This window comes from Pseudomonas sp. FSL W5-0299, from assembly GCF_005930655.1.
GTDB classification, from domain to species: domain Bacteria; phylum Pseudomonadota; class Gammaproteobacteria; order Pseudomonadales; family Pseudomonadaceae; genus Aquipseudomonas; species Aquipseudomonas mandelii.
Genome location: NZ_RXHX01000001.1, coordinates 374,705 through 400,748, shown reverse-complemented (window position 1 = coordinate 400,748; position 26,044 = coordinate 374,705). Strand labels below are relative to the sequence as shown.

General features: G+C 60.0%; 23 protein-coding genes. 16 read left to right on the top strand and 7 right to left on the bottom strand.

Annotation, left to right across the window (positions count from 1 at the left end; genetic code table 11):
• Positions 1-46 precede the first annotated feature (46 nt).
• The 4 genes from FHL16_RS01940 to rarD all read left to right on the top strand — a co-directional run bounded on the left by FHL16_RS01940 (position 47) and on the right by rarD (position 4,978).
• On the top strand, positions 47-811 hold the full coding sequence (locus tag FHL16_RS01940) for a TOBE domain-containing protein (protein WP_077747293.1): 765 nt from the start codon (positions 47-49) through the stop codon (positions 809-811).
• A gap of 57 nt (positions 812-868) precedes the next feature.
• Complete coding sequence (locus tag FHL16_RS01935) at positions 869-2,770, top strand: PhoX family protein (RefSeq protein ID WP_077747292.1); 1,902 nt, start codon at positions 869-871, stop codon at positions 2,768-2,770.
• Between the two features lie 182 nt (positions 2,771-2,952).
• On the top strand, positions 2,953-3,927 hold the full coding sequence (locus tag FHL16_RS01930) for a serine/threonine protein kinase (protein WP_077747291.1): 975 nt from the start codon (positions 2,953-2,955) through the stop codon (positions 3,925-3,927).
• Between the two features lie 163 nt (positions 3,928-4,090).
• The gene (gene rarD, locus FHL16_RS01925; RefSeq protein ID WP_010467094.1) at positions 4,091-4,978 is read left to right on the top strand and encodes an EamA family transporter RarD; all 888 of its coding nucleotides are present in this window, start codon (positions 4,091-4,093) and stop codon (positions 4,976-4,978) included.
• A 215-nt stretch (positions 4,979-5,193) separates the two neighbouring features.
• Here the strand turns inward: rarD and FHL16_RS01920 are convergent, their stop codons facing one another.
• Positions 5,194-5,712, bottom strand: coding sequence for a glycine cleavage system protein R (locus FHL16_RS01920; protein WP_010467092.1), 519 nt, complete (start codon positions 5,710-5,712; stop codon positions 5,194-5,196).
• A gap of 535 nt (positions 5,713-6,247) precedes the next feature.
• Between FHL16_RS01920 and FHL16_RS01915 the strand changes: the two genes are divergently transcribed.
• Positions 6,248-8,425 carry a malate synthase G gene (locus FHL16_RS01915; RefSeq protein ID WP_077747290.1) on the top strand — a complete coding sequence of 726 codons (2,178 nt, stop codon included), beginning with the start codon at positions 6,248-6,250 and terminating at the stop codon, positions 8,423-8,425.
• 58 nt (positions 8,426-8,483) lie between these two features.
• Here the strand turns inward: FHL16_RS01915 and FHL16_RS01910 are convergent, their stop codons facing one another.
• Positions 8,484-8,945 carry a response regulator gene (locus FHL16_RS01910; RefSeq protein WP_077747289.1) on the bottom strand — a complete coding sequence of 154 codons (462 nt, stop codon included), beginning with the start codon at positions 8,943-8,945 and terminating at the stop codon, positions 8,484-8,486.
• A gap of 252 nt (positions 8,946-9,197) precedes the next feature.
• On the opposite strand from FHL16_RS01910, the gene FHL16_RS01905 reads away from it, so the two are divergent.
• From FHL16_RS01905 to FHL16_RS01870, 8 genes are all read left to right on the top strand, one after another.
• The gene (locus tag FHL16_RS01905; protein ID WP_077747288.1) at positions 9,198-11,138 is read left to right on the top strand and encodes a putative nucleotidyltransferase substrate binding domain-containing protein; all 1,941 of its coding nucleotides are present in this window, start codon (positions 9,198-9,200) and stop codon (positions 11,136-11,138) included.
• A complete protein-coding gene (locus FHL16_RS01900; RefSeq protein WP_010467084.1) occupies positions 11,135-11,842 on the top strand; it encodes a 3'-5' exonuclease in 708 nt (235 codons plus the stop codon). The genes FHL16_RS01905 and FHL16_RS01900 overlap by 4 nt, the downstream gene beginning before the upstream one ends.
• Before the next feature lie 241 nt (positions 11,843-12,083).
• Entirely contained in the window at positions 12,084-12,602 is a 519-nt protein-coding gene (locus FHL16_RS01895) for an RNA polymerase sigma factor (protein WP_010467082.1), read from the top strand.
• Complete coding sequence (locus FHL16_RS01890; RefSeq protein ID WP_077747287.1) at positions 12,599-13,570, top strand: FecR domain-containing protein; 972 nt, start codon at positions 12,599-12,601, stop codon at positions 13,568-13,570. The genes FHL16_RS01895 and FHL16_RS01890 overlap by 4 nt, the downstream gene beginning before the upstream one ends.
• A 247-nt stretch (positions 13,571-13,817) precedes the next feature.
• Positions 13,818-16,244: a TonB-dependent siderophore receptor gene (locus tag FHL16_RS01885; protein WP_077747286.1), complete on the top strand. Its 2,427-nt coding sequence runs from the start codon at positions 13,818-13,820 to the stop codon at positions 16,242-16,244.
• A 71-nt stretch (positions 16,245-16,315) separates the two neighbouring features.
• Positions 16,316-17,446 (top strand): PepSY-associated TM helix domain-containing protein, encoded by a 1,131-nt coding sequence (locus tag FHL16_RS01880; RefSeq protein WP_077747285.1) that lies wholly within the window; start codon positions 16,316-16,318, stop codon positions 17,444-17,446.
• Positions 17,443-17,622: a hypothetical protein gene (locus FHL16_RS01875; RefSeq protein WP_010467072.1), complete on the top strand. Its 180-nt coding sequence runs from the start codon at positions 17,443-17,445 to the stop codon at positions 17,620-17,622. Before FHL16_RS01880 ends, FHL16_RS01875 begins: the two co-directional genes overlap by 4 nt.
• A 157-nt stretch (positions 17,623-17,779) precedes the next feature.
• Positions 17,780-18,409 carry a glutathione S-transferase gene (locus tag FHL16_RS01870; protein WP_077747449.1) on the top strand — a complete coding sequence of 210 codons (630 nt, stop codon included), beginning with the start codon at positions 17,780-17,782 and terminating at the stop codon, positions 18,407-18,409.
• A 210-nt stretch (positions 18,410-18,619) separates the two neighbouring features.
• On the opposite strand, the gene creD is transcribed toward FHL16_RS01870, so the two are convergent.
• From creD to rloA2, 4 genes are all read right to left on the bottom strand, one after another.
• Positions 18,620-19,990 carry a cell envelope integrity protein CreD gene (gene creD, locus FHL16_RS01860; RefSeq protein ID WP_077747283.1) on the bottom strand — a complete coding sequence of 457 codons (1,371 nt, stop codon included), beginning with the start codon at positions 19,988-19,990 and terminating at the stop codon, positions 18,620-18,622.
• Between the two features lie 177 nt (positions 19,991-20,167).
• The gene (gene creC / locus FHL16_RS01855) at positions 20,168-21,586 is read right to left on the bottom strand and encodes a two-component system sensor histidine kinase CreC (protein ID WP_077747282.1); all 1,419 of its coding nucleotides are present in this window, start codon (positions 21,584-21,586) and stop codon (positions 20,168-20,170) included.
• Positions 21,586-22,266 (bottom strand): two-component system response regulator CreB, encoded by a 681-nt coding sequence (gene creB / locus FHL16_RS01850; RefSeq protein WP_077747281.1) that lies wholly within the window; start codon positions 22,264-22,266, stop codon positions 21,586-21,588. Before creB ends, creC begins: the two co-directional genes overlap by 1 nt.
• A 59-nt stretch (positions 22,267-22,325) precedes the next feature.
• Positions 22,326-22,832, bottom strand: a complete 507-nt coding sequence (rloA2, locus tag FHL16_RS01845) for a retropepsin-like aspartic peptidase RloA2 (protein WP_010467060.1) — start codon at positions 22,830-22,832, stop codon at positions 22,326-22,328.
• A gap of 339 nt (positions 22,833-23,171) precedes the next feature.
• Here rloA2 and FHL16_RS01835 point away from each other — a divergent pair, with 339 nt between their 5' ends.
• Positions 23,172-24,059, top strand: a complete 888-nt coding sequence (locus FHL16_RS01835; RefSeq protein ID WP_077747280.1) for an acyltransferase — start codon at positions 23,172-23,174, stop codon at positions 24,057-24,059.
• A 1-nt stretch (position 24,060) separates the two neighbouring features.
• Here FHL16_RS01835 and FHL16_RS01830 read toward each other — a convergent pair whose 3' ends face one another.
• On the bottom strand, positions 24,061-24,615 hold the full coding sequence (locus FHL16_RS01830) for a DUF2780 domain-containing protein (protein WP_077747279.1): 555 nt from the start codon (positions 24,613-24,615) through the stop codon (positions 24,061-24,063).
• Between the two features lie 321 nt (positions 24,616-24,936).
• On the opposite strand from FHL16_RS01830, the gene FHL16_RS01825 reads away from it, so the two are divergent.
• Positions 24,937-25,149 (top strand): cold-shock protein, encoded by a 213-nt coding sequence (locus FHL16_RS01825; RefSeq protein WP_010467055.1) that lies wholly within the window; start codon positions 24,937-24,939, stop codon positions 25,147-25,149.
• A 468-nt stretch (positions 25,150-25,617) separates the two neighbouring features.
• On the top strand, positions 25,618-26,007 hold the full coding sequence (locus FHL16_RS01815; protein ID WP_077747278.1) for a DUF3757 domain-containing protein: 390 nt from the start codon (positions 25,618-25,620) through the stop codon (positions 26,005-26,007).
• Positions 26,008-26,044: the final 37 nt, after the last annotated feature.

Genomic DNA, 26,044 nt, shown 5'->3' with positions numbered 1-26,044 from the left:
CAGCCGCCAACGTCCTCCCCATCGCCACAGCCCAAAGCGCCTTACCATGTCCTTGCCCACCTTGTTGTCCCAGCACATTGTCCGTCGCCCGCAGCGCATCGCGTTGCTGCAACATATTGCCGAACAGGGCTCGATCACCCGCGCCGCGAAAAGCGCGGGACTGAGTTACAAGGCGGCGTGGGACGCTATCGATGAGCTGAACAACCTAGCGCAAAAACCGCTCGTGGAGCGCAGCGTCGGCGGCAAGGGCGGTGGTGGCGCCAAGCTTTCAAGTGAAGGCCAGCGAGTGCTGCGCCTTTATCAAAAACTGCAAGCCTTGCAGGCCCAGGTGTTGGAAGCCGCCGAAGATGCCAGCGACCTGGACCTGCTCGGTCGGCTGATGCTCAGAACCAGCGCGCGCAATCAATTGCACGGCAAGGTCGTGGCGATCGACAACCAGGGGCACAACGATCGGGTCCGTCTTGAACTGGCCGAAGGCTTGACCCTCGATGCGCAGATCACGCACGACAGCACCCTGCGCCTGGAGCTGGAGACCGGCACCGAAGTCGTGGCCCTGATCAAGGCCGGTTGGCTGGAGTTACTGGGCATCGATCAGCAAGCGACACCGGGTAGCAACTTTCTGAATGGCATCATCGAAGAAATACTCGACGCCCCAGACGGCCCCAGCGAAGTGCGCATCGGCCTGCCCAATGGCCAGACACTCTGCGCGCTGGCCGAGCCGCAGCACCTGAGGAGCCAGGGGCTTGCCACCGACAAACCGGTGCGGGTGCACTTCGCGCCGTCCAACGTCTTGCTCGGCACACCGCTCTGAAACAAAAGTTTCATCATTGCTCTTTAAGGTGGCTGCAAAACCAGCAGGGAGCCTGATGTGAGCCTATTAGAAGAAAACCAGTCCACCGACCTCGAGAAAATGGTCGGCCTCAGCCGTCGCGGTTTCATCAGCGCCGGCGCCCTCTGCGGTGCGGCCATGTTCCTCGGTGGCAACCTGCTGAGCCGCAGCGTATTGGCTGCGAGTGTCAGCGCAGGCTCCAGCAAATTGTTGGGTTTTGACAGCATCCCCGCCGCCACCAGCGACGCAATCACCCTGCCGCCGGGCTACAAGTCTTCGGTACTGATCAGCTGGGGCCAGCCATTGCAAAAAAACGGTCCGGCATTTGACCCGAGCGGTAACGGCACCGCCGAGCAACAGGAAGTCCAGTTCGGTGACAACAACGACGGCATGAGCCTGTTCGAATTTCCCGGCGAAAAAGACCGGGCGCTGATGGCAATCAACAACGAATACACCAACTATCGCTACCTCTACCCGCACGGCGGCATGCCGCAATCGGCCGAAGAGGTGCGCAAGGCACTGGCCTGCGAAGGCGTGTCGGTGATCGAAGTGCAACGCAAGAACGGCCAATGGGCGTTCGTCCAGGGCTCGCGCTACAACCGTCGCATTCACGGCAACGCACCGATCAGCCTCAGCGGCCCGGCTGCCGGCCACGCACTGGTGAAAACCAGCGCTGACCCGCAGGGCAAGCATGTCCTCGGCACCTTCCAGAACTGCGCCAACGGCATGACGCCGTGGGGCACATACCTGACCTGCGAAGAGAACTTCACCGATTGCTTCGGCAGCAGCAATGCCGAGCAGAAGTTCGATGCCGCGCAGAAGCGTTATGGCGCAGTGGCGGCCAGCAAAGAGATCAACTGGCATCAACACGATGAGCGGTTCGACCTGGCGAAAAATCCGAACGAGCTCAACCGTCACGGCTGGGTCGTGGAAATCGACCCGTTCGATCCGCAATCGACGCCGGTCAAACGAACTGCGCTGGGCCGCTTCAAACATGAAAACGCTGCGCTGGCTGAAACCCATGACGGTCACGCCGTGGTGTACATGGGCGACGACGAACGCGGCGAGTTCATCTACAAGTTCGTCAGCCGCGACAAAATCAACCACAAGAACCCCAAGGCCAACCGCGACCTGCTGGACCACGGCACCTTGTACGTGGCGCGCTTCGATGCGGGCGACAGCAACGCCGATCATCCGAAAGGCCAGGGCGAATGGATCGAACTGACCCACGGTAAAAACGGGATCGACGCCAGCAGCGGTTTTGCCGATCAGGCCGAAGTGCTCATTCACGCGCGCCTCGCGGCCAGCGTGGTGAAGGCCACGCGCATGGACCGTCCGGAATGGATCGTCGTCAGCCCCAAGGATGGCCAGGTCTATTGCACGTTGACCAACAACGCCAAGCGTGGCGAGGACGGCCAACCGGTGGGCGGGCCGAACCCGCGCGAGAAGAACGTCTACGGGCAGATTCTGCGCTGGCGCACTGATCGTGACGATCACGGTTCCAAAAGCTTTGCCTGGGACCTGTTTGTGGTCGCCGGCAACCCGGGCGTCCACGCTGGCACGCCGAAGGGCGGTTCGTCGAACATCACGCCACAGAACATGTTCAACAGCCCGGATGGCCTGGGCTTCGACAAGGCCGGGCGGTTGTGGATTCTCACCGATGGCGATTCGAGTAATGCAGGCGACTTCGCCGGCATGGGCAACAACCAGATGCTGTGTGCCGATCCGGTGACCGGGGAGATTCGTCGGTTCATGGTCGGGCCGGTTGGTTGCGAGGTCACGGGGATCAGCTTCTCGCCGGATCAGAAGACGCTGTTTGTCGGGATCCAGCACCCTGGAGAGAACGGGGGCTCGACGTTCCCGGAGCATCTGCCGAATGGCAAGCCGCGGTCTTCGGTGATGGCTATCACGCGTGAAGATGGCGGGATCGTCGGCGCCTGATCGGGCCCCATCGCTAGCAGGCTAGCTCCCACACGGGATCTGCGACACACCGCAAATCCCCTGTGGGAGCTAGCCTGCTAGCGATGGCAACACCACTCATCTCAAGCCTTAACACTAAAGACGCCCCGTCTGCGCTACCATGCTTGGCCGGACGCGGCAGCCTGCTGCGCGCAGGAGTCAGCATGGCCCACCCGTTTGCAACCCTCACCCCAGACCTCGTGCTCGATGCCGTCGAAAGCATCGGCTTTCTCAGCGACGCACGCATCCTGGCGCTCAACAGCTACGAGAACCGCGTCTATCAAGTCGGCATCGAAGACTCCGAGCCGCTGATCGCCAAGTTCTACCGCCCACAACGCTGGACCAACGAAGCGATTCTCGAAGAACACCAGTTCACTTTCGAACTCGCCGAGTGCGACGTGCCGGTGGTGGCGCCGATGATTCACAACGGCGTCAGCCTGCATGAACACGCCGGGTTTCGTTTCACCCTGTTCCCCCGCCGTGGTGGCCGTGCGCCGGAGCCGGGCAATCTTGATCAGCTGTATCGACTGGGTCAGTTGCTCGGCAGGCTGCACGCCGTCGGCGCCACCAAGCCGTTCGAACACCGTGAAGCGCTGGGCGTGAAGAACTTTGGTCACGATTCGCTGACCACCCTGCTCGAAGGCAATTTCGTCCCCAAGAGCCTGCTGCCGGCCTACGAGTCCGTGGCCCGCGACCTGCTCAAGCGCGTGGAAGAGGTCTACAAGGCCACCCCGCACAAGAACATCCGCATGCACGGCGATTGCCACCCCGGCAACATGATGTGCCGCGACGAAATGTTCCACATCGTCGACCTCGACGACTGTCGCATGGGCCCGGCGGTACAGGACATCTGGATGATGCTGGCGGGGGATCGCCAGGAATGTCTCGTTCAACTGTCGGAACTGATGGACGGCTACAACGAATTCCACGACTTCGACCCACGGGAACTCGCGCTGATCGAACCGCTGCGCGCCTTGCGCCTGATGCACTACAGCGCCTGGCTCGCCCGCCGCTGGGACGACCCGGCGTTCCCGCACAGTTTTCCGTGGTTTGGCAGCGAGCGGTATTGGGGTGATCAGGTGTTGGCGTTGCGCGAGCAATTATCTGCTCTCAACGAAGAACCGTTGAAGCTCTTCTGACAACCAGATCCCCAGTAGGAGCAAGGCTTGCCCGCGAAGAACGATAACGCGGTATTTCAGGCAGACCGCGATATCGTTCTTCGCGGGCAAGCCTCGCTCCTACAAAAAATACAACACATCTATACAATCCCCTCTTTGTTAGCTGCCTAAGCAAGGATTCTGCATGCAAGCTGCCAACCCGCGTCGCGGGTACATCCTGGGCCTGAGTGCCTACATCATCTGGGGCCTGTTCCCGATCTATTTCAAAGCCATCGCCAGCGTGCCGGCCGTGGAGATCATCATTCACCGTGTACTGTGGTCGGCGCTGTTCGGCGGCTTGTTGCTGATGGTCTGGAAACACCCGGGATGGTGGCAGGAACTGCGGGATAACCCGAAACGCCTGGCGGTCCTGGCCCTGAGCGGCACGCTGATTGCGGCCAACTGGCTGACCTACGTCTGGTCGGTGAACAACGGGCGCATGCTTGAGGCCAGTCTCGGTTACTACATCAACCCTCTGGTCAACGTGCTGCTGGGGATGCTGATCCTCGGCGAGCGGCTGCGGCGGATGCAGTGGATCGCGGTGGGGCTGGCGGCCATCGGCGTGGCGCAGCAGGTGTGGCAAGTCGGCAGCTTGCCGTGGGTGTCGCTGGTGTTGGCGCTGACGTTCGGCTTCTACGGTTTGATCCGCAAGCAGGCACCCGTCAAGGCGCTGCCCGGCCTGGTGGTGGAAACCTGGATGCTGGTGCCGATTGCCATTGCCTGGCTGCTGTTCAATCAGACGGCCACAAGCGCTCAGCCCGAGTTCTGGACCACATCCGAAGCCTGGTGGCTGGTGGCGGCCGGGCCAGTGACGCTGGTGCCGCTGGTGTGTTTCAACGCCGCCGCACGGCATCTGCCCTACACGACGCTGGGTTTCCTCCAGTACCTGGCGCCGACGCTGGTGCTGTTGCAAGCCGTGCTGTTGTTTGGCGAGCATTTGTCTTCCAGCACGCTGGTCGCGTTTATCTTTATCTGGGCAGGTCTGGCGGTTTACAGCGTCGATGCGGTGATCAGTCTTCGCCGCCGCAGCTGATCAAAAAACACACAAACCTCTGCGAGCCACGTCCTTCGTGGCCTGCAGTGATCCTTCCCAAGGTTATCCACAGCGTGATCCCCGCCGTTTGTGCGCAACTTGTTGAAACTGATGGTTTTTTGATCAGATCTAGAAGAAGCCCGGCCGGCGTGGGCTGGCGGGCTGTCTCTACAGGTTATCCACAGGCAGGTGCACGTTTAACTTGGATAACCCGGTCAGGGTTCACTGCGCAGCACCAATTCCACCATCAGATCGTCGGCCAGGGTTTCCAGGCGCGACTGCAAGACATCCAGCGATAAGGTCAGCGGCACCGCCAGGATCGCTTCGGCGTGAAACAACGGCTCGCTGCTCATCGGTGCCGGACGCACTTCGGTCACCAGACGCTCCAGGCTCACCCCTTGCTCACTCAGCAGGCGAGTGATGTCACGGACAATCCCCGGGCGGTCATTGCCCACCAACTCCATGGCAATCGGTTTCCAGGTGCAGGATTGCTCAATGCCGCTTTCGGCGATCAGCACGCGAATACCGTGGGCGGACAACGCCTTCAGGGCATCGACCAGCTCATCGTAAGCCTCGGCCGGCACGCCCACCCGAAGAATCCCGGCGAACTGCCCGGCCATGCGCGACATGCGGCTCTCCAGCCAGTTGCCGCCATGCTCGGCAATGCATTGGGCAATGCGCTCGACCTGCCCTGGCTTGTCCGGAGCGAAAACAGTGAGTACGAGGTGGTCCATGGCGCAGCCCTCTTTTGTTATAGAAAAAGAAGTATAGGCAAGGGTTGTTACGGCGTTGAATCGGCGAATGCCTTCCCGGGCAAGCCTCGCTCCTAGAAGGAGCCGCCCCCTGCAGGAGCGAGGCTTGCCCGCGAAAGGCGCGCCGCGAAGAACATCGCGAACAATAAATCGTGTACAAGTTTTTATATTTAACTGGAACAATCCAATAGTTTTTTGAGAACATCCCGTGCCCCGACGTGACCGCAATGCGTCATGGGGTCGCAGAACGACGTAATTAGTCTAATTTTCACAAGCGCAATTCATCATGTAGTATGCCGCAGCGCGCACTACATAATGTTGGATCGATGTCTGCCACAGGCACACTCGCAGCCCTGATAGCCCTGTCAGCAAGGCCTCAAAGCCGTTGATCGGTTCCATCCCAGCCGCCCGAAATGGCATGTACTGGTGGAAGGGGTTTGTGGTTTAAATAGCCAGAGGCTTCATTGTTAATTTGAAGAGCTGAAAAGCGAAATAGCTGAGCAGAGTGAGGCAAGCAATGACTGAACACGTTCAAGTCGGTGGCCTGCAGGTCGCCAAAGTCCTGTTCGACTTCGTGAACAACGAAGCCATTCCCGGTACCGGCCTCACCGCCGATAAGTTCTGGGCCGGTGCCGACAAGGTCATCCATGACCTGGCGCCGAAGAACAAAGCCCTACTCGCCAAACGCGATGATTTCCAGGCTCGTATCGATGGCTGGCACCAATCCCGTGCCGGTCAACCACACGACGCTGTGGCCTATAAAGCCTTCTTGCAAGACATCGGTTATCTGCTGCCAGAAGCGGCTGATTTCCAGGCAACGACGCAAAACGTCGATGACGAAATCGCCCGCATGGCCGGTCCACAGCTTGTGGTTCCGGTGATGAATGCCCGTTTCGCGCTCAATGCCTCGAACGCCCGTTGGGGTTCGCTGTATGACGCGCTCTACGGCACCGATGCCATCAGCGAAGCTGACGGCGCCGAAAAAGGCAAAGGCTACAACAAGGTTCGCGGCGACAAGGTCATCGCCTTCGCCCGCGCCTTCCTCGACGAAGCCGCGCCCCTGGCGGCCGGCACTCACGTCGATTCCACCGGCTACAAGATCGTTGACGGCAAACTGGTCGTCGCCCTCAAAGGCGGCAGCAACACCGGCCTGCGCAACGATGCACAGCTGATCGGTTTCCACGGCGATACAGCCGCACCGACTGCAATCCTGCTGAAAAACAATGGCCTGCACTTCGAAATCCAGGTCGATGCCAGCACCCCGGTCGGCCAGACCGACGCTGCCGGTATCAAAGACATCCTGATGGAAGCTGCGCTGACCACCATCATGGACTGCGAAGACTCCGTCGCCGCTGTCGATGCCGATGACAAAGTGGTGATCTACCGCAACTGGCTAGGCCTGATGAAGGGCGACCTGTCGGAAGAAGTCTCCAAAGGCGGTCAGACCTTTACCCGCACCATGAACGCTGATCGCACCTACACCGGTGTCGACGGTAAGGAACTGAGCCTGCATGGTCGTTCGCTGTTGTTCGTGCGCAACGTCGGTCACCTGATGACCATCGACGCGATCCTCGACAAGGACGGCAACGAAGTGCCGGAAGGCATTCTCGACGGCCTGATCACCAGCCTGGCAGCGATCCACAGCCTCAACGGCAACAACTCGCGCAAGAACAGCCGCACCGGTTCGGTCTATATCGTGAAGCCGAAAATGCACGGCCCGGAAGAAGCCGCGTTCACCAACGAGCTGTTCGGTCGCATCGAAGATGTCCTCGGTCTGCCGCGCAACACGCTGAAAGTCGGGATCATGGACGAGGAGCGCCGCACAACGGTCAACCTCAAGGCCTGCATCAAAGCTGCGAGCGAGCGCGTGGTGTTCATCAACACCGGTTTCCTCGACCGCACGGGCGACGAAATCCACACCTCCATGGAAGCCGGCCCGATGGTGCGCAAGGCGGACATGAAGGCCGAGAAGTGGATCGGCGCCTACGAAAACTGGAACGTCGATATCGGTTTGAGCACCGGCCTGCAAGGTCGCGCCCAGATCGGTAAAGGCATGTGGGCGATGCCCGACCTGATGGCGGCGATGCTCGAACAGAAAATCGCTCACCCGCTGGCCGGCGCCAACACCGCCTGGGTTCCATCGCCGACTGCCGCTGCGTTGCACGCGCTGCATTACCACAAGGTCGACGTGTTCGCCCGTCAGGCCGAACTGGCCAAACGTGCCCGCGCGTCGGTTGACGACATCCTGACCATCCCGCTGGCGGTGAACCCGCAGTGGACTGCGGAACAGATCAAGAACGAACTGGACAACAACGCCCAGGGCATTCTCGGTTACGTGGTGCGCTGGATCGATCAGGGCGTGGGTTGCTCGAAGGTGCCGGACATCAACGACATCGGCCTGATGGAAGACCGTGCGACGCTGCGGATTTCCAGCCAGCACATCGCCAACTGGCTGCGTCATGGCATCGTCACACATGACCAGGTCATGGAAAGCCTCAAGCGCATGGCGCCGGTGGTTGACCGCCAGAACGCCAACGACGCGCTGTATCGTCCGCTGGCACCGAACTTCGACAGCAACATCGCCTTCCAGGCGGCGGTCGAACTGGTGGTTGAAGGCACGAAGCAGCCAAACGGCTACACCGAGCCGGTCCTGCACCGTCGTCGTCGCGAGTTCAAGGCTGCCAATGGCCTGTAACTGAGCACTGACGCCGGACAAAAAAAGGCCCTGATCGAAAGATCAGGGCCTTTTTTTATCAAGTCGGTGTTTGCTCATCCATTATTCCCAACTCATGTTTGACCAGCTCCAACAACCTGCCGGTATCGACAGGTTTGAGCAGGAAGTCGACCACGCTCAGATGCATTGCGGCGATTGCGTCTTTCACGTCGGCGTCGCCGGAAACGATGATGAACGGCATCGCCGCCCGGACTGACTCTCGCACCTGGCGGATCAGGTCCAGGCCATCGATGTGCCCCATTCGCAAATCAGTGATCACCAGGCCAATCGTTGGTTTTTCGATCACCATTTTGAGTGCAGTTTCTCCACTGGCGGCGGTCATGCAACGAATACCGTCCAACGCAAGAATCTCCGACAACAGCTCACGCGCGTCTTTATCGTCGTCAACGATCAGCACCCGCTGCGCCGGTAAATCGGGTTCGAGCATGACGGCACTCAGCGCCTCGCGCTCGGCATCACTCAAAATATCGTGGTCGGACATGGCTTTCTCTACGTTTTCAATTCAATCCCCTAGCACTTTCGTCAGACATCGCTAAGTAGACCTTCAATGTGCACTTCGTCGGAAACTTTTCCTATAGCCAATGTAGGAGGTTTTTCCTGCATTTGCGTCAGACATTTCCTAACTTCCGAAGCCTGCACGCCCCGACCTAGACTTACGTCCAATGGGCACCCTGCATGTACGAGCCGACCATGGGGGTAGTCATCCGACAACAATTCAAAAAAGACTGCGGTAATGGTTATGAGTAGAGAGGACGCCTTTACACAGGCAGGGAAAACCGCGGTGTTGCAGAACATTCAGGGCACTTTGCAATTCCTTCAGCGATTCCCGCCCTTCAATCAAATGGAACACGCGCACCTGGCGTACCTGGTTGAACAATGTCAGCTGCGTTTTTATGCGCCCGGCGAAAGCATCATCAAACCGGCCGACGGGCCGGTCGAGCATTTCTACATCGTCAAACAAGGACGGGTTGTGGGTGAGCGCCCGCATACGGCCAAGGGCGGCACCGAAACCACCTTCGAAATCACCACCGGCGAGTGTTTCCCCCTCGCCGCGCTGCTGGGCGAACGGGCGACCCGCACCGAACACCTGGCGGCCGAAGACACCTTTTGCCTTCAGCTCAACAAGCTGGCGTTCATCAAGTTGTTCGCCCTTTCCACCACGTTTCGCGACTTCGCCCTGCGCGGTGTCAGCAGCCTGCTGGATCAGGTCAATCAGCAAGTCCAGCAAAAAGCCGTGGAAACCCTCGGTACTCAATATTCGCTGAACACGCGACTGGGCGAATTGGCCATGCGCCATCCGGTGACTTGCAGCCCCGCCACGCCATTGCGTGAAGCCGTGACCCTGATGCATGAGCAACAGGTCGGCAGCATCGTGATTGTCGACGAGCGCAAAGCCCCGCTGGGCATTTTTACCCTGCGCGACCTGCGCCATGTGGTGGCCGACGGCACTGACGACTTCAACGAAGCGATCGAACGCCACATGACCCTGGCGCCGTTTTTCCTGTCGCCGGACCACAGCGCCTTCGATGCGGCGATCGCCATGACCGAACGGCACATCGCCCACGTCTGCCTGGTGAAGGACCATCGTCTGTGCGGCGTGGTGTCCGAGCGCGACCTGTTTTCCCTGCAACGGGTGGACCTCGTCCATTTGGCGCGGACTATTCGCAGCGCCCAGAAAGTGGAAAACCTGGTGGCGCTGCGCGGCGAGATCGGCCAACTGGTCGAACGCATGCTGGCGCACGGTGCCTCCTCGACCCAGATCACCCACATCATCACCTTGCTCAACGATCACACCGTGTGCCGGGTGATCGAACTGACCCTCGCCGAAAAAGGCGACCCTGGGATTCCATTCAGTTGGCTGTGCTTCGGCAGCGAAGGTCGCCGCGAACAGACGCTGCACACCGATCAGGACAACGGCATTCTGTTCGAAGCCCGGGACGCGGCGCATGCCGCCGAAATTCGCGGCAAATTGCTGCCGATTGCCCAGCAGATCAACCAGAGCCTGGCACTCTGCGGCTTCACGCTGTGCAAGGGCAACATCATGGCCGGCAACCCTGAACTGTGTTTGTCCCGGGCCGAATGGGCGCGGCGTTTTGCGGCGTTTATTCGTGAGGCGACGCCGGAGAACCTGCTGGGTTCGAGCATCTATTTCGACCTGCGGGTGGTCTGGGGCGACGAACAAGGTTGCGAGCAGCTGCGTCGGGGGATTCTCGATCAGGTGAATGACAACCGGTTGTTCCAGCGGATGATGGCCGAGAACGCCTTGCGCAACCGCCCTCCGGTCGGGCGTTTCCGTGAGTTCGTGCTGGCGCGCAAGAATGGCGAGAAAGCCACGCTGGATCTGAAGGTCCAGGGGCTGACGCCTTTCGTCGATGGCGCCCGATTGCTGGCCCTGGCCCATGGCATCGAGTCCAACAACACTTTGGAGCGCTTTCGCGAACTGGTGGCCAAAGAGGTCATCGAACGGCTCGACGGCGCTGCGTATGAAGAGGCCTACCACTTCATCCAGCAAACCCGCATGCAGCAACATCAGCTACAGACTCGGGAGAACTTGCCCTACTCCAACCGGGTCGATCCTGACAGCCTCAATCATCTGGACCGACGGATCCTGCGTGAATCCCTGCGCCAGGCTCAACGCCTGCAAAGCAGCCTGGCCCTGCGGTATCAGCTATGAGCCTGTTTTCATGGCTGCGTCCGGCAGGCCCAAGCCTGACCGCTGAACTCCAGCTACGTCTGCAACGCTTACCCTCGGCGGCCGATCTGAGTGAATGCAGTCTGCGCGAGCAGCGCTGGGTGGTGCTCGACCTGGAAACCACCGGGCTGAACCTGAACAAGGACCGGGTGTTGTCCATCGGCGCGGTGGTGATCGAAGACGGAGCGATCGATTTCAGCCAGCAGTTCGAACGCACGCTGCAATGCGCCGATATGAAGGTAGGGCCCAGCGTATTGATTCATGGTCTGGGGCCTAGCGCGATTGCCGCTGGCAGCGATCCGGCTCAGGCACTGGTCGAATTTATGGAGTTCGTCAGAGACAGCCCGGTGCTGGCGTTTCATGCGCCGTTCGATCAACACATGCTGGGGCGTTCGCTGAAAGAGCATCTGGGCTACAAATTGCAGAATACGTTTCTGGATGTGGCGGACATCGCACCGTTGCTGTGTCCTCAGGCTCACATTCGCGATGCCGGGCTCGATGACTGGATCGACTGGTTCAAGCTGGAAGTCTTCGAACGCCACAACGCCAGCGCCGATGCGTTGGCCACCGCGGAGCTGGCGTTGATTCTGTTCAGCCGGGCGCGGCAGCAGCAGATTCATAGCCCGTTGAATTTGCAGCAGCGGGTGAGTCAGTGGAAACGCCGGCAGCGGGCGCCGTCCTTCTAAATCTGCGGCGCCTGTTCTGACGCCTTCGCGGGCAAGCCTCGCGCCTACAGGTATTGTGTCGATCTGTGGAACGACGACATCCTGTAGGAGCGAGGCTTGCCCGCGAAGCACGACAACGCGGTCCACCTGAAGACTCCCCATCAAAAACCACCTGACCAGTGGCCAATTGCTTACCTCCCCCGCCTCTGCCACAATCGCGAACAATTCTCGTTAGTTAACACTTCCCAATCGGTGATGCTGCGTGTCGTCAGTCCAAAGCCCCCAAAGTGAGCTCGTTGGTGCGTTGTATCGCGACCATCGCGGGTGGCTATTGGCCTGGCTGCGACGCAATGTGGCCTGCCCGCAACGAGCCGAAGACCTGAGTCAGGACACCTTCATGCGCCTGCTCGGCCGTGATGAGCTGAAGGAGCCTCGTGAACCACGGGCGTTTCTGGTGGCGATCGCCAAGGGCTTGCTGTTCGATTATTTCCGTCGCGCAGCGCTGGAACAGGCCTACCTCACCGAATTGATGCTGATCCCCGAAGGCGAACAACCGTCGGTGGAAGAACAGCAGCTGATCCTCGAAGACCTGAAAAACATCGACCGCCTGCTTGGCAAGCTTTCCAGCAAGGCCCGGGCGGCGTTTCTCTATAACCGCCTCGACGGCCTCGGCCATGCGCAAATCGCCGAGCGTCTGGGCGTGTCAGTGCCTCGGGTTCGCCAATACCTGGCCCAAGGCATTCGTCAGTGCTACATCGCGCTGTACGGTGAGCCGGTATGAGCCCGGCCAGTTCCAAACCGGTATCAGCCCAAGTGCTGGACGCCGCGATTGCCTGGCAATTGTCCCTGGATTCCGGCAGCCCGGTGGAGCGCGAAGAGTTCACCAAATGGCACGCCGCCCACGAGGAACACGCGCGGGCCTGGCGCCAGCTGGGCATGCTCGACCAGCGTTTCAGCGTCGCCAGCGGCCCGGCGCGCACGGCGTTATTGCAATCGCGCGAAAGCATTCGCCGACGGGTGCGCAAGCTCGGCAGTGGCCTGGCCAGCGTCGTCGCAGTAATCGGCTTGGCGCTGTTCGTCGGTGATCGTCATTTGCCCATCGACTATTGGCTGGCCGACCAGCGCACCGCCACCGGCGAGCAGCGCACCCTGCGCCTGAGCGACGGCACGCTGATCAACCTCAACACCCACAGCGCGGTGGACGTGCGTTTTGACGAGAAGCAGCGGCTGATCATCCTTCAGGAAGGGGAAATTCTCGTCGAAACCGGTCATGGCGACGCTCGACCGTTTATCGTCGAAACCCGTGAAGGCAGCCTGCGCGCGCTGGGTACGCGGTTCCTGGTCAAGCGCGAGGACGACGGCACGCGACTGAGCGTGTTGCAGTCCGCAGTGGCCGCCCATCCGCAGTCGAGCCCTGAAGAGCAGATCCTGTGTGAAGGCCAGCAAGTGCTGATGCGCAGCAATGGCCTGGGCCCAATCGTCGCGCTGAACCTCGGCGCCGATGCCTGGACCCGCGGCATGCTGGTGGTGGACAACACACGACTGGAAGACCTGGTGCACGAACTCGGTCGATATCGACGGGGGCATTTGGGCGTTGCGCCGGAGGTGGCTGACCTGCGGATCACCGGTAGCTTCCCCCTGCACGACACCGACAAGGCGCTGAGCGCGCTGCTGCCGACCTTGCCCGTGCAGATCGAACAGCACACGCCGTGGTGGGTGACGGTGGCGAAGGCCGAAGCCAAGCCCTGAGGGGTGTTGCGTCTAATCGGCCGCCTTCGCGGGCAAGCCTCGCTCCTACAGGATGTCATCGCTCCACAGGTCGACACAAAACCCGTAGGAGCGAGGCTTGCCCGCGAAGAGGCCGTCAACAACAGCACACATCTAGACTCAGCCCCTCACTTACTGAATCGAAATTATTTTCATCCAGCCCTATCACTTTGGGATTCTCATTCGGCACCTAGGCAATTGAGAAATATTTCCATTCAGGAGCCGCTGTATGTCCCGTTCGCTAGACACCTTGTTGCGCCCCAGCTTGCTGGCCATCGCCATTGCCCTTTGCGCCCCGCTGGCCAGCAGTCAGCTGATTGCCGCTGAACAGGCGTCCAGCGTTCGCGCCTACAACCTGCCGGCCGCGCCATTGGCCAGCACGCTGAACCAGATCGCCAGCCAGGCGGGCCTCGCGCTGTCGTTGAACCCTTCGCTGGCCGCGGGCAAGACCTCAGCGCCGGTCAAGGGCCAGTACGACGCCGCCAGCGCCCTGCGTGAAGCCTTGCGCGGCACCGGTCTGCAACTGGAACAAAGCAACGCCGGCACCTACAGCCTGGCCGCCATCCCCGAGGGGACGCTGGCCCTGCCGGAAACCGCCGTCATCGGTGTTCAAAACACTGAAAGCGCCTGGGGCCCGGTGGAAGGCTACGTCGCCACGCGCACCGCCGCCGGCAGCAAGACCGACACCGCGCTGGTCGAAGCGCCGCGCTCGATATCGGTCGCCACTCGCCAGCAAATGGAAGATCGCAATGTGCAGAACCTCGATGACGCCGTGCGCTACATGCCCGGCATCGTCGCCAGCAGCTACGGCAGCGACACCCGTGCCGACTGGCTGCGGGTCCGGGGCTTTGAGCCGACCCAGTTCCTCGATGGCTTGCCTCTGCCGAAAGGCACCTACGCCAACCCGAAACAGGAAACCTGGAACCTCGATCGCCTCGCCCTGCTGCGCGGCCCGGCGTCGTCGGTCTACGGCCAGACCCCGCCGGGTGGCTTGCTGGACATGGTCAGCCGCCGTCCAAGCGCTGAAGACAGCCACGAGATCCAGCTGCAATACGGCAGCGACAACCAGCGCCAGATCAACTTCGCCAGCACCGGCAAAATTGATGACGAAGGCCAGTTCCTCTATAGCCTGAGCGGCGTGGTGCGCGACAGCGGCACGCAGATCGACCACGTCGACAACAAGCGCTACAACATCGCGCCAAGCCTGACCTGGAACATCGACGAAGACACCCGCTTCACCCTGCTCACGCAATTCACCCGCGACGATACCGGCATCACCAGCCAGTTCCTGCCGGTGCAGGGCACCAAGATCGACATGCCGTTCGGCAAGGTTTCCCATCATAAGAATCTCGGCGACCCGGACTGGGAATACTACGACCGCACCTACTACGCTCTGGGCTATGCGTTCGAACATCGCTTGAACGACGTCTGGCAGTTCAAGCAGAACCTGCGTTACACCAAATCCGATCTGTCGTTCCAGGGGCTCACTGTCGGCTCGTATCCGTTCACCCAGGTGGATAACGAAGGCAACGTCGGGCGCACCAGCACCATCGTCGATGAAGACATCAGCCAGTTCGCCGTGGATAACAATTTCCAGGCCGACTTCGCCACCGGTGATGTCCGTCACACCCTGCTGCTGGGTCTCGACCACCAGCGCAGCAACACCAACTACACCTCGATTTTCGGCGACGGGCTGACCACCAACGTCAACAACCCGATCTATGGCCAGCCCATCGTTCGTCCACCGCGCTCCACCGCGTTCTACGACTACAACCAGAAGACCTACCAGACCGGCCTGTACGTGCAGGATCAAATGGCCCTCGACCAATGGCGCCTGACCGTCGGCGGACGTGAGGATTGGGTCCACACCAGCACCGAGTTTTTCAACAAGGGCGATGCCACCAACACCCAGCGCGACAAAGCCTTCAGCGGCAACGCGGCGATCAGCTATGTGTTTGACTCCGGCTTTGTGCCGTATCTGTCTTACGCCGAATCCTTCCAACCCACCACCGGCGCATCAGCCTCCAGCACCGAATCGTTCAAGCCGACCGAAGGCAAGCAGTGGGAATTGGGCATCAAGTACCAGCCACCGGGCAGCAACACCCTGCTCAGCGCAGCGGTGTATGACCTGACCCAGAAAAACGTTTCGGTCACCACCACCGTCGGCGCCACACCGATCACCAGCCAGACTGGCGAAGTGAAGGTCAGGGGCCTGGAGCTGGAAGCGGTGTCCGACGTCACCGAAAACCTGAAAATCATCGCGGCCTACACCTTGGCCAAATCCGAAGTGCAGAAAGGCGACTACAAGGGCAACCGACTGCAACTGATGCCTAATCAACAGGCTTCGCTGTGGGCCGATTACACCTGGCACACCGGCGTGCTGGATGGCTTCGGCATTGGCGCCGGCGCTCGCTACACCGGCAACACCTACGGCGATCAGGGCAACACCTGGCTGGGCAAGGCCGACGCCTACACCGTGTTCGACGCGGCGGTCCATTACGACCTCGGCCGCCTGGACAACAGCCTGAAAGGCGCATCCCTGGCACTGAACGCGACCAACCTGCTGGACAAGGACTACATCTCCACCTGTGACAGTTTCTACTGCTACTACGGCGACCAGCGCAGTGTCGTCGCCAGTGCAACTTACAAGTGGTAAATGCCTGAGCTGAACGCTCCAAGACCAAGCCGTCCTTCGGGGACGGCTTTGGTATTTCTGAAGGCCATCAAATGAAAAGTAAAACAATTCGCCGCTGGTCGTTCATCCACACCTGGACCAGCCTGATCTGCACCGTGTTCCTGCTGATGCTGGCGCTGACCGGCCTGCCGTTGATCTTCCACCACGAGATCGACCACCTGCTGGGCGATGCCGCCGAGTTGAAGCAAATGCCGGCGGACACCCCGCAGCTGAATTTGCAGCAGTTGGTGCAGGCGGCGGAAAAACATCGCCCCGGCGAAGTCATGCAGTATTTCGGCTTCGACGAAGAGGAGCCCAACGCTGCGATCGCCATCATGGCGGCCACCGCCGGTACCGAGCCCAATTCGTCGCACACCTTCATGCTCGACGCCCGCACCGGCGATGCGCTGGAGATGCCGTCGGCCAACGGCGGTTTCATGATGGTGATGCTGCGCCTGCACGTGGACATGTTCGCCGGTCTGCCGGGCAAGTTGTTGCTGGCGTTCATGGGGCTGATGTTTGTCGTGGCCATCATTTCCGGGACGGTGCTGTACCTGCCGTTCATGCGCCGCTTGAAATTCGCCAGCGTGCGCCAGGACAAATCCACTCGCCTGCGCTGGCTCGACCTGCATAACCTGATCGGCGTGGTCACCCTGACCTGGGCACTGGTGGTCGGGGTGACCGGCGTGATCAGTGCCTGCGCCGACCTGCTGATCGCCGCCTGGCGCAACGACGCACTGAGCACGATGATCGCACCCTACCGCGAAGCGCCACCGCTGACGCAATTGGCACCCGCGACCCGTTTGCTCGACATCGCCAAGGAAGTCGCGCCGGGCATGCAACCCGATTTCATCGCCTTCCCCGGCACGCGGTTTTCCAGCGAACACCATTACGCCGTGTTCATGAAAGGCAGCACCCACCTGACTTCGCACCTGCTGACCCCGGTGTTGATTGACGCCAGCACCCTGCAAGTCACGGCAGTGGCGGAACGACCGTGGTACATGGACGCCATGGGCATGTCGCAACCCCTGCACTTTGGTGATTACGGTGGCATGCCGATGAAAATCCTCTGGGCGACTCTGGATGGGCTGACCATCGTCGTGCTGGGCAGCGGGGTTTATCTGTGGGTAGTGCGGCGCAAGGCGGCGAAACCTGCGCTCGAGCAAGCGGAGGCTCAAGCATGAGGCCACGACAGTCGAACTTCTGGAAGGTCTTCGCCACGCCCACCGTGATCGCGCTGCTCAGTGCCGCGGGGTTGTTCGCCGCGTTGCTGGGCGACGGCGTGTGGGATGCCTTGAGCTGGCTTGGCCTGGGCGTCCCTGCCGTCCTGGCCCTGCGCGGCCTGCTGCAACGCCGCTGATCCTTGTGGGAGCGAGCCTGCTCGCGATGGCGGCCTGACATTCAACAGGGGTGCTGAATGTAAACGACCTCTTCGCGAGCAGGCTCGCCCCCACGATCTTGAGCAATCTCTTGAACGCGCTATGCTGCCCAGCACTGCCCAACTCCGAGACGCTGCCATGTCCGCCCCCAGCATGACCCTGTTCCACAATTCGTTATCGCCCTTCGTCCGCAAAGTCATGGTGCTGCTGCACGAAACCGGTCAGACCGACCGCGTGGCGCTGCAAGACTGCGTGCTCACACCGGTAAGCCCGGATCAGGCGCTCAACGAGGACAACCCGCTGGGCAAGATCCCGGCCCTGCGCCTGGCCGACGGCAACGTCATCCATGACAGCCGGGTGATCCTCGATTACCTCGATCATCAACACGTCGGCAACCCGCTGATCCCCCGCGACGGTTCGGCCCGCTGGCGCCGTTTGACCCTGGCCTCGCTGGCCGACGGGATCATGGACGCGTCGGTGGTGGTTCGTTATGAAGTGGTCCTGCGCGCCCCCGAAAAACAGTGGGACGAATGGCTCGATGGCCAGCGCGACAAGATTCGTCGCGCACTGGCGCTGTTGGAGAAGGACGCGATTGCCGAGCTGACCAGCCATTTCGATGTGGCGGCGATCAGCGTGGCGTGTGCGCTGGGTTACCTCGACCTGCGCCATCCGGATCTGCAATGGCGCGAGGCGAATCCCCAGCTGGCGGCCTGGTATTTCGAGGTGAGCCAGCGGCCGTCGATGGTGGCGACGATGCCGAAGGTTTGAATCTTCGCTGACGGTTCCGGCCTCATCGCGAGTAGGCTCGCTCCCACAGTTGATCGGTGGTATGCACGAACCTTGTGTTCACTGCAGATCCCTTGTGGGACCGAGCCTGCTCACGATGGCACCACATCGGGTCAACAGGAAACAAACCGAATATCTGCTTCGCTAACTCTTCCCCCTCCCGCTGATCCTCGCGCAACCCCACCGACCGGCTCATTCCACCGCCCCCAGATCAAACGCCAACGGCTTGGCAGGCTTCTGCCCGATCCCGTACCAATCCAGCTTGCGGGTCAACACCATGAACACGCCGAGCAAGCCGAACAGTAACAACGAGCCCATCAACAGCGCGTAATCCTCGGCACTCAACAAGCCGTAGAGCAAGCCATACAACGCCGCCAACCCCGCCGAAAAGCTCAAGCCGTGACGCACGCTGCGCAGCACATGGCAGACATAGAACCCGATCAGCAACACGCAGCCGCCGGCCGACAACAGATAGGCCAGGGCAAAGCCGATGTGCTCCGACAACGACAGCAGCAACAGGTAGAAGAACGCCAGCGCAACCCCCACCAATGCATATTGCACCGGGTGCACCGCCAGGCTTTTCAGCACTTCGAAGAGGAAGAATCCGGCGAAGGTCAGCACGATGAACAGCAGTGCGTATTTGATCGCCCGATCGCTCTTGAGGTATTGGTCCACCGGATCAATGAAACTCACGCCAAAGCTGCGGCCGCTGTACGCCTCGCACCCACCGCCGGACACACAACTGCTCAGCGCTTCCTGCAGGTTCGTGGAGAAAAACGAGGTCTGCCAGTTGGCGGTAAACCCCTGATCGGTGACTTCACGCTGGGCCGGCAGGTAGTTGCCGATGAAGCTTGGGTGCGGCCAGTTGGCGCTCAGCGACACCTTGCTGGTCTTGCCCACAGGAAGGATCTGCAACTGACCGGTGCCTTGCAGCCGCAGGTCGAAACCGAAGGTCAATTCCGTGGCTTGCCTGGTATCCAGCGCTGGCAATGTCACGTGTACACCTTCGCCTAACCAGCCCACCTGGGTCCCCGGAACAAAGTCCAGCCGCTGGTCATTGAGTTCGAGTTTCAGGGCGTTTTCGATGCCGCGAATGTCGCTGATCCCGACCGCCAGAAACGGCTGGTCGAACTGGTAATCGGCAAAATCTTCCTTGATGCCCAGTTGCGCCGGGACCGAGAAATGCCCGCTGATGCGGTTGTCGGCGTGGAACAGTCGCGCCTCGTAAATGCCTCGGGAGCGCAGTTCGGTCTGCACCTGGCCATCGAGTTCGAAGCGTTCCGGGAGGAAATACAGACGACCGCGCTCCTCACCGACTTCCTGATAACGCTGGTTGGTTTTTTCGTTGAGCTTCCAGGTGCGCACCACTTTGCGATACGGCACCACCATCAGCGGCCCGTTCAGTTGCTGGCTGTAGCTGGAGCTGCGGGCAATGTCTTCAAGCACACCGTCGCGCAATTGCTGGCGGTCCTGGATGACGCCGTTGATCATCAGCAACGGAATCAGCAATAGCAGAATCAGAAGGGCGATTGCCCCGAGTTTTAGGGTCAGGCTGCGGTTCATGGGACTCTCCCTGTTTGGATGGGGAGAGTCTGGAATCGGTGTGTGGGGGATTTATGAGGGGAATATGGAGATTGTGTGGAGTCTGGGCCGGCCCCATCGCGAGCAGGCTCGCTCCCACAGTTGATCTGCGGTCCCCCTGCAGGAGTGAGCCTGCTCGCGATGGGCCGCGACTCGGTCCTAAGCCAGGCGCAACCTGACTTCAACACCACCCTGGACATTGCCGATGCTCAATGCCCCACCATGCAGCTTCACCACTTCTTCCACAAAGTTAAGCCCCAACCCGGTGCTCTTGCGCCCACTGTCCGGGCGCGGCAGCGAGTAGAAACGCTCGCTCAAACGCGGTAACGCATAGTCGGGAATCGCCTCGGCCTGATTGAACAACCTGAACTCGATCTGCTCGCCGACCCTCTCGGCGCTGAACCGCAGCAGCCCCTGAGGCGGGGTGAAATCCAAAGCATTCTCCAGCAGATTCCCCAGCGCCTGCCGCAACAGAAACGGCTCGCCATGCAGGGTCATATCCGGCGCGATACTCTGTTCCACGCGCAACTTTTTCCCTTCGATCCGCGCGGCCTGGGCGTTGAGCAACTCATCCACCAAACCCGCCAACGGCACCGCCACCCGCTCTTCCAGCCCTTGACGCTGTTCGACCTGGGCCAGGTTCAGCAACCGCTCAATCAACTGCTGCATCCGCACACTTTCACTGTCGATGTTGCTGACGAAACGCTGCTGCTGAGCCAACGGCATTTCACCTTGCAGCAACTCAGCTGCACCGCGAATCGCCGCCAATGGGCTTTTCAATTCATGGGTCAGGGTGTGCACATAACGCTCGACGTAGGCTTTGCCTTCCAGCCGGGTTCGCATCTGTTCCACCGCCGTCGCCAGTTGTTCCAGCTCCCCGCCGCGATAATGCGGCACCTCGACGCGCCGGCCCTCACTCACCGCTTGGGCATAGGCGGTCAACCGCCGCAGCGCCGCGCTCAGCCACCATGACAACAGCGCGCCGAACAGCAGGCCCAGGCCGATCAACCCGGCGCCATAAGCGAGCAATCGACGTTCGGTGCGATCCACGTAAGGCTGCAACGAACTGTTGGGCTTGGCCACGGTGACCACGCCGATGATCTGGCCGTTGTCGCGAATTGGCGCGCCGACGTGCATCACCGAAGAGGTCGCATCGTTCGGATCGCTGCGGGTGGAACGTGCGCCGTATTCACCGCGCAACGTCAGGTAGACGTCGTTCCATCGTGAATAGTCCTGCCCCACCGCTGCGCCACTGGAGTCCAGCACCACGAGGCCTTTGGCGTCGGTGACGTAAATCCGGTGGTTGACCTGGTTCTTCGGCAAGCCCCAGATGCTTGCCTTCGGCTGCCGTTCGCCATAGGCCCTGAGCAGCTCGGGCCAGCGGTTCTGGTTGAGGGTGCCGGCCTTGAAATCGTCGCGCAGGATCTCGGCCATCAGGTTGGCGGTGTCGACCAGGGTTTCTTCCGTGGACTGGCGCACCCCTGGGCGGATTTCTTCCATCACGGTGTTGAGCACGAAGTAACCGGTCAGGCCGATAAACAGCACGTAGACCAGGAAAATCCGGATCCCCAACGGCATCAGCTGTGCCCCGGGCTGTAGCTGTAACCGAGGCCGCGATGGGTCTGGATCGGTTCGGCGTCAGCTTTCACCAGACGCAATTTGGCACGCACGCTTTTGATATGGCTGTCGATGCTGCGCTCGTAACCGGCATCGGCGGCCACGCCCAGCGCATCGAGCAATTGCTCGCGACTGAAGACGCGTTCGGGTTGTTCCAGCAGGCATTGCAGCAGACGGAATTCGTGCCGGGTGAGATTCAATGGTTGATTGCGATAGCTGATCTGCACGCGTTGGCAGTCGACCCGAAACAACGCCGATGAGACTTCGGCCACCGGTCGCGGCGCCATGCGCTTGAGAATCGCCCGGACCCGCGCCGCGACTTCCCGGGGGCTGAACGGCTTGACCACGTAGTCGTCGGCGCCGATTTCCAGGCCCACGACGCGGTCGATTTCCGCGTCACGGGCGCTGAGGAAGATTACCGGCACTTCGCTGAAACGCCGCAGTTGCTTGCAGGTCTCGAAGCCGCTGATGTCTGGCAGGCCGATGTCGAGAATGATCAGGTCGGCCGGGGTCTGGCGCTGATGCTCCAGCGCCGCCGCGCCGAGGCTCAACCAGGTCGTGGTGAACCCCTCGCCCTGCAACGCGAATATCAGGGTGTCGGCAATCGCCGCTTCGTCTTCGACAATCAGGATATGAGGCATGGCGTCCGAGCCCGGCAGTTAAGTGGGCGAACGGTGCCCCAAGCCTCTCGTTCCGTCAATCAGCAGTCGGGTTTGTCGGCTGTGAAACGCCGCGCCGGGTTCACCGCCGCACCGAATTCACGCAAGGCCTTGGCACCGATCAACAGCGGATAGTTGAAGCTGCTGCGGTCGGTAAGGTTGACCTCGACGGTGCGCTTGACGTTGCCCAGGCACAGTTCCAGATCGACTACCGGGCGCTTGGTCGGCTCGACGGCTTCCTTGTCATCGTCATCCTCTTCGGAGCGGGTCTTGATCTTGCTGATCCGCGCAACCTTATGCTCGTAGACCTTGTTGCTCGCGTCTTTGGTGGCGAGGCGGAAACGGACCCACTCGTCGCCGTCGCGGGTGAAGGTTTCGATGTCCTTGGCCGACAGCGAGGCCGTCAGGGCGCCGGTGTCCATTTTGGCCTTGAGGACTTCGCCGCCGATTTCCGGCAGCGCAATGTATTCGTAACGCCCGTACAGCGTCGGCTCGGCGGCCAGGACCGGCAGGGCCACGAGAGAAAGCAGTGCAAGGAGGGATTTCACGTAATGGGCATCCTTTGGGAATGGGGGCGCAGTGGCCAAATTCTAGACCGCAAACAACAAAGATAGTTGGACGGCCACCTAGCTTTGTGGCGAGGGAGCTTGCTCCCGTTGGGCGGCGAAGCCGCCGTAAATCCATTCAACTCGGTGTTCCTGACACGCCGCTTCACATTAGCTTTTGGGGCCGCTTCGCAGCCCGGCGGGAGCAAGCTCCCTCGCCACAGGTGATCTCATCAGGCGGCAAGCATAACGATGTAAAGGTGAAACATTCGTCACCGCCGATTTGGCCTGCGGCCCGAAGCTGAATATCATGACGCGCCCAAACGCTTTCAAGAGTTACTTATGCGCCGCCTGCTCACCGGCTGTTTCGTTACCCTGCTGCTGTTGCTCAACACCCTGGTCCTGATCGGGCCGCTGATGGTGTTTGCGCTGCTCAAACTGGTCTTGCCTGGTCGCTATCGCGACTACGCCTCATGGGCGGTGATGTGGATCGCCGAGACCTGGGCCGAGATCGACAAGCTGATCTTCAAGTGGTGCATCCCGACCCAGTGGGACATTCGTGGTGGCGAGGGTCTGCGCGTCGATACCTCATACCTGGTGATCAGCAACCATCAATCCTGGGTCGATATCCCGGCGTTGATCCAGGCCCTGAACCGCCGCACGCCATTCTTCAAGTTCTTCCTCAAGAAGGAACTGATCTGGGTGCCATTCCTGGGGCTGGCGTGGTGGGCCCTGGATTATCCGTTCATGAAGCGCTACACCAAGGCATTCCTGGCCAAGCACCCTGAGCTGGCCGGCAAGGATCTGGAGATCACCAAAGCGGCGTGCGAGTTGTACAAGCGTCAGCCGGTGACCGTGGTCAATTACCTGGAAGGCACCCGATACACCGCAGCGAAAAGCACTCAGCAGCAGTCACCCTTCACTCACCTGCTCAAGCCCAAGGCCGGCGGCGTGGCGTTTGTGCTGGCGGCAATGGGCGAACAGCTGGATGCCGTGCTTGATGTGACGGTGGTGTATCCGCAGCAGCAGATTCCGGGGTTTTGGGACTTGCTCAGCGGCAACGTGCCGAGGGTCATCATTGACATCAAGACCCGAGAGCTCGACCCGGCATTGTGGCAAGGCGATTACGAAAACGATCCGGTGTTTCGCGAAACGGTCCAGAACTGGGTCAACCAGCTCTGGATCGAGAAGGATCAACGCATCGACGCGTTGCGCGCCGAGCGCCGTTGAATCAACTGCCGGTGCCGGCGCCCCAGATCCCGCCCAGGCTTTCCAGCAACGAGCCACCAACGCCCTGCTGACCGAGGTATTGCAACAGCACCGGGGCAAACTGGCCGATCATGCCGCTGTCCATGCCCAACGCGCTAAACGCGTTGTTCAGATCGTTGGTGTTCTTCACGGCACCCAAGGCATTGTCCAGACCGGCCGCCTTGCCGGAAGACCCAAGCAGGCCGGCCAGCGCACCCAGCTCACCGCCGCCGGACAACTTGTCGATGCCCGGAACGCTTTTGGCCAGTTCCGAGTAATCGGTCGAGCTCAACTGATTCTTCGCCAGCCCCAGCATCGCCCCAGTCCCGCCGACGGCCTGTTGAGGTGTCACGTTCAATTCGCTGAGCGCGCTCAACAATCCGGCCGTTTCTGACGTTGGCGCAGCCGCTGCGGCAGCATTACCCCCCTGCATGCTCGAAGCCGCTTTGGTCACATCGTCCAGGCTGAAACCGGCGAAGACCGGGCTGGCCGCGAGGGTCATCAGCGAAGCCAGTGCTAAACCGCGTGAAATCTTCATCCAGACATCCTCTTGCGCCGTGAGAGCCACCCGTGTGTGGGCGGGAAAACTGCCGATTTGACCGGGGTTTGGGGGGTGTTGTTCCTTGCTGGCGCAGGCATTTTTTGCCTTTGGAAGTGCATAGCATGAGATAGACCAGTTAATTGACTGCTATAAGAAACAACCTGACTACATCAAACCGGTATAAAAATCTGTCATATCTGACAGTTGCGACCGTTTCGCAGCACAAACTAAGCTGAGTTTGTAACAACAGCAATCGGGAGTGAGTTATTAAATAGCAGCTCGCACCTCTTCGTTTTCGATCTGGTAGGAAGCATTAATATGGCTGGCAGAGAAACAGGTATAGTTAAATGGTTTAACGATGAAAAGGGCTTTGGATTTATCACTCCAGATAGTGGAGGAGCGGAACTTTTCGTACACTTCAAAGCAATTGAATCAGACGGCTTTAAAACTTTGAAAGAGGGACAAGCAGTATCTTACGTTTCAGAAAAAGGGCAAAAAGGTCAACAGGCTGCGCAGGTACGCACCGAATAAATAAACAATGACCAAAGTCGTTGAAGACTCGACCAGGCCTGCTTCCACCTAGTCGTTAGGGCAGGCCATTCTTATCGGAGACACGGCGATGAGGCGAAAAACAGAAAAGTGCGATACTACAGTCGTTAACGAACCTACTTCGTCGCCATCGAAAAGTTTGGAACATATAGAACTGGAGACTCAGCCAATTATCTTTTGCATCAACCCGGGCGACCGTCATCCAAAGGTCGGCGATAAGGTGACGTATGACCTAGTCCAAGGCGATAACGGACAGTGGTACGCAAAGAACATCATAGTGGTAAGCGACAAAAAGCCTCATTAAATCTATTTGGCTTTGACCGTAAGTCCTGCTTCTCTTGTGCGTACATACCAACTGAAGCTATTGTTTTTCTTCACTTACGGCAATTAGCTGGCAATAGGTATCAACGCGAGTGTTTATTACGGACAAACAAACGGGGGTTAGACACCATGCAGACAAAGATTATTGCCAGCGTTTTAGCAATCCTGACCGTGAGTAACTATACCTACGCAGATACTTGCCCTGAACCCTCATCTATTTACAAAACAAAGAGTGGCTTTGAAGCCAAGGACAAATCCGGCCATATCTGGAAAGGAGAAGATCCGGGACAACCGGTCGATGTTAAGACTCTGGTTTTTGAAGATGCGGCGTATATCACTGAAGACGAAACCGAAAACGGGCCAGTGAAAGTCAGTCAGTTGAGTTGCCGCTACCAAAATCTGGCCTTGTTTCTAGACAATGTAGTCAACTGGAAAGCCGCGGCGCCTGCGAATTGGGACGAATCGAATCGCTGTTATTCTAAACCCCACAATGACTGCTCATTCTCTTTGAGCAATTAGGTGTCACCGGACAGCCATAAAAAAGGGCGACATCACT

Bases quoted from the DNA above. Each gene is read 5' to 3' on its own strand.
- FHL16_RS01940 (WP_077747293.1), top strand. From the start codon at position 47: ATGTCCTTGCCCACCTTGTTGTCCCAGCACATTGTCCGTCGCCCGCAG.
- FHL16_RS01930 (WP_077747291.1), top strand. From the start codon at position 2,953: ATGGCCCACCCGTTTGCAACCCTCACCCCAGACCTCGTGCTCGATGCC.
- rarD (WP_010467094.1), top strand. From the start codon at position 4,091: ATGCAAGCTGCCAACCCGCGTCGCGGGTACATCCTGGGCCTGAGTGCC.
- FHL16_RS01920 (WP_010467092.1), bottom strand. From the start codon at position 5,712: ATGGACCACCTCGTACTCACTGTTTTCGCTCCGGACAAGCCAGGGCAG.
- FHL16_RS01915 (WP_077747290.1), top strand. From the start codon at position 6,248: ATGACTGAACACGTTCAAGTCGGTGGCCTGCAGGTCGCCAAAGTCCTG.
- FHL16_RS01910 (WP_077747289.1), bottom strand. From the start codon at position 8,945: ATGTCCGACCACGATATTTTGAGTGATGCCGAGCGCGAGGCGCTGAGT.
- FHL16_RS01905 (WP_077747288.1), top strand. From the start codon at position 9,198: ATGGTTATGAGTAGAGAGGACGCCTTTACACAGGCAGGGAAAACCGCG.
- FHL16_RS01900 (WP_010467084.1), top strand. From the start codon at position 11,135: ATGAGCCTGTTTTCATGGCTGCGTCCGGCAGGCCCAAGCCTGACCGCT.
- FHL16_RS01890 (WP_077747287.1), top strand. From the start codon at position 12,599: ATGAGCCCGGCCAGTTCCAAACCGGTATCAGCCCAAGTGCTGGACGCC.
- FHL16_RS01885 (WP_077747286.1), top strand. From the start codon at position 13,818: ATGTCCCGTTCGCTAGACACCTTGTTGCGCCCCAGCTTGCTGGCCATC.
- FHL16_RS01880 (WP_077747285.1), top strand. From the start codon at position 16,316: ATGAAAAGTAAAACAATTCGCCGCTGGTCGTTCATCCACACCTGGACC.
- FHL16_RS01875 (WP_010467072.1), top strand. From the start codon at position 17,443: ATGAGGCCACGACAGTCGAACTTCTGGAAGGTCTTCGCCACGCCCACC.
- FHL16_RS01870 (WP_077747449.1), top strand. From the start codon at position 17,780: ATGTCCGCCCCCAGCATGACCCTGTTCCACAATTCGTTATCGCCCTTC.
- creD (WP_077747283.1), bottom strand. From the start codon at position 19,990: ATGAACCGCAGCCTGACCCTAAAACTCGGGGCAATCGCCCTTCTGATT.
- creC (WP_077747282.1), bottom strand. From the start codon at position 21,586: ATGCCGTTGGGGATCCGGATTTTCCTGGTCTACGTGCTGTTTATCGGC.
- creB (WP_077747281.1), bottom strand. From the start codon at position 22,266: ATGCCTCATATCCTGATTGTCGAAGACGAAGCGGCGATTGCCGACACC.
- FHL16_RS01835 (WP_077747280.1), top strand. From the start codon at position 23,172: ATGCGCCGCCTGCTCACCGGCTGTTTCGTTACCCTGCTGCTGTTGCTC.
- FHL16_RS01830 (WP_077747279.1), bottom strand. From the start codon at position 24,615: ATGAAGATTTCACGCGGTTTAGCACTGGCTTCGCTGATGACCCTCGCG.
- FHL16_RS01825 (WP_010467055.1), top strand. From the start codon at position 24,937: ATGGCTGGCAGAGAAACAGGTATAGTTAAATGGTTTAACGATGAAAAG.
- FHL16_RS01815 (WP_077747278.1), top strand. From the start codon at position 25,618: ATGCAGACAAAGATTATTGCCAGCGTTTTAGCAATCCTGACCGTGAGT.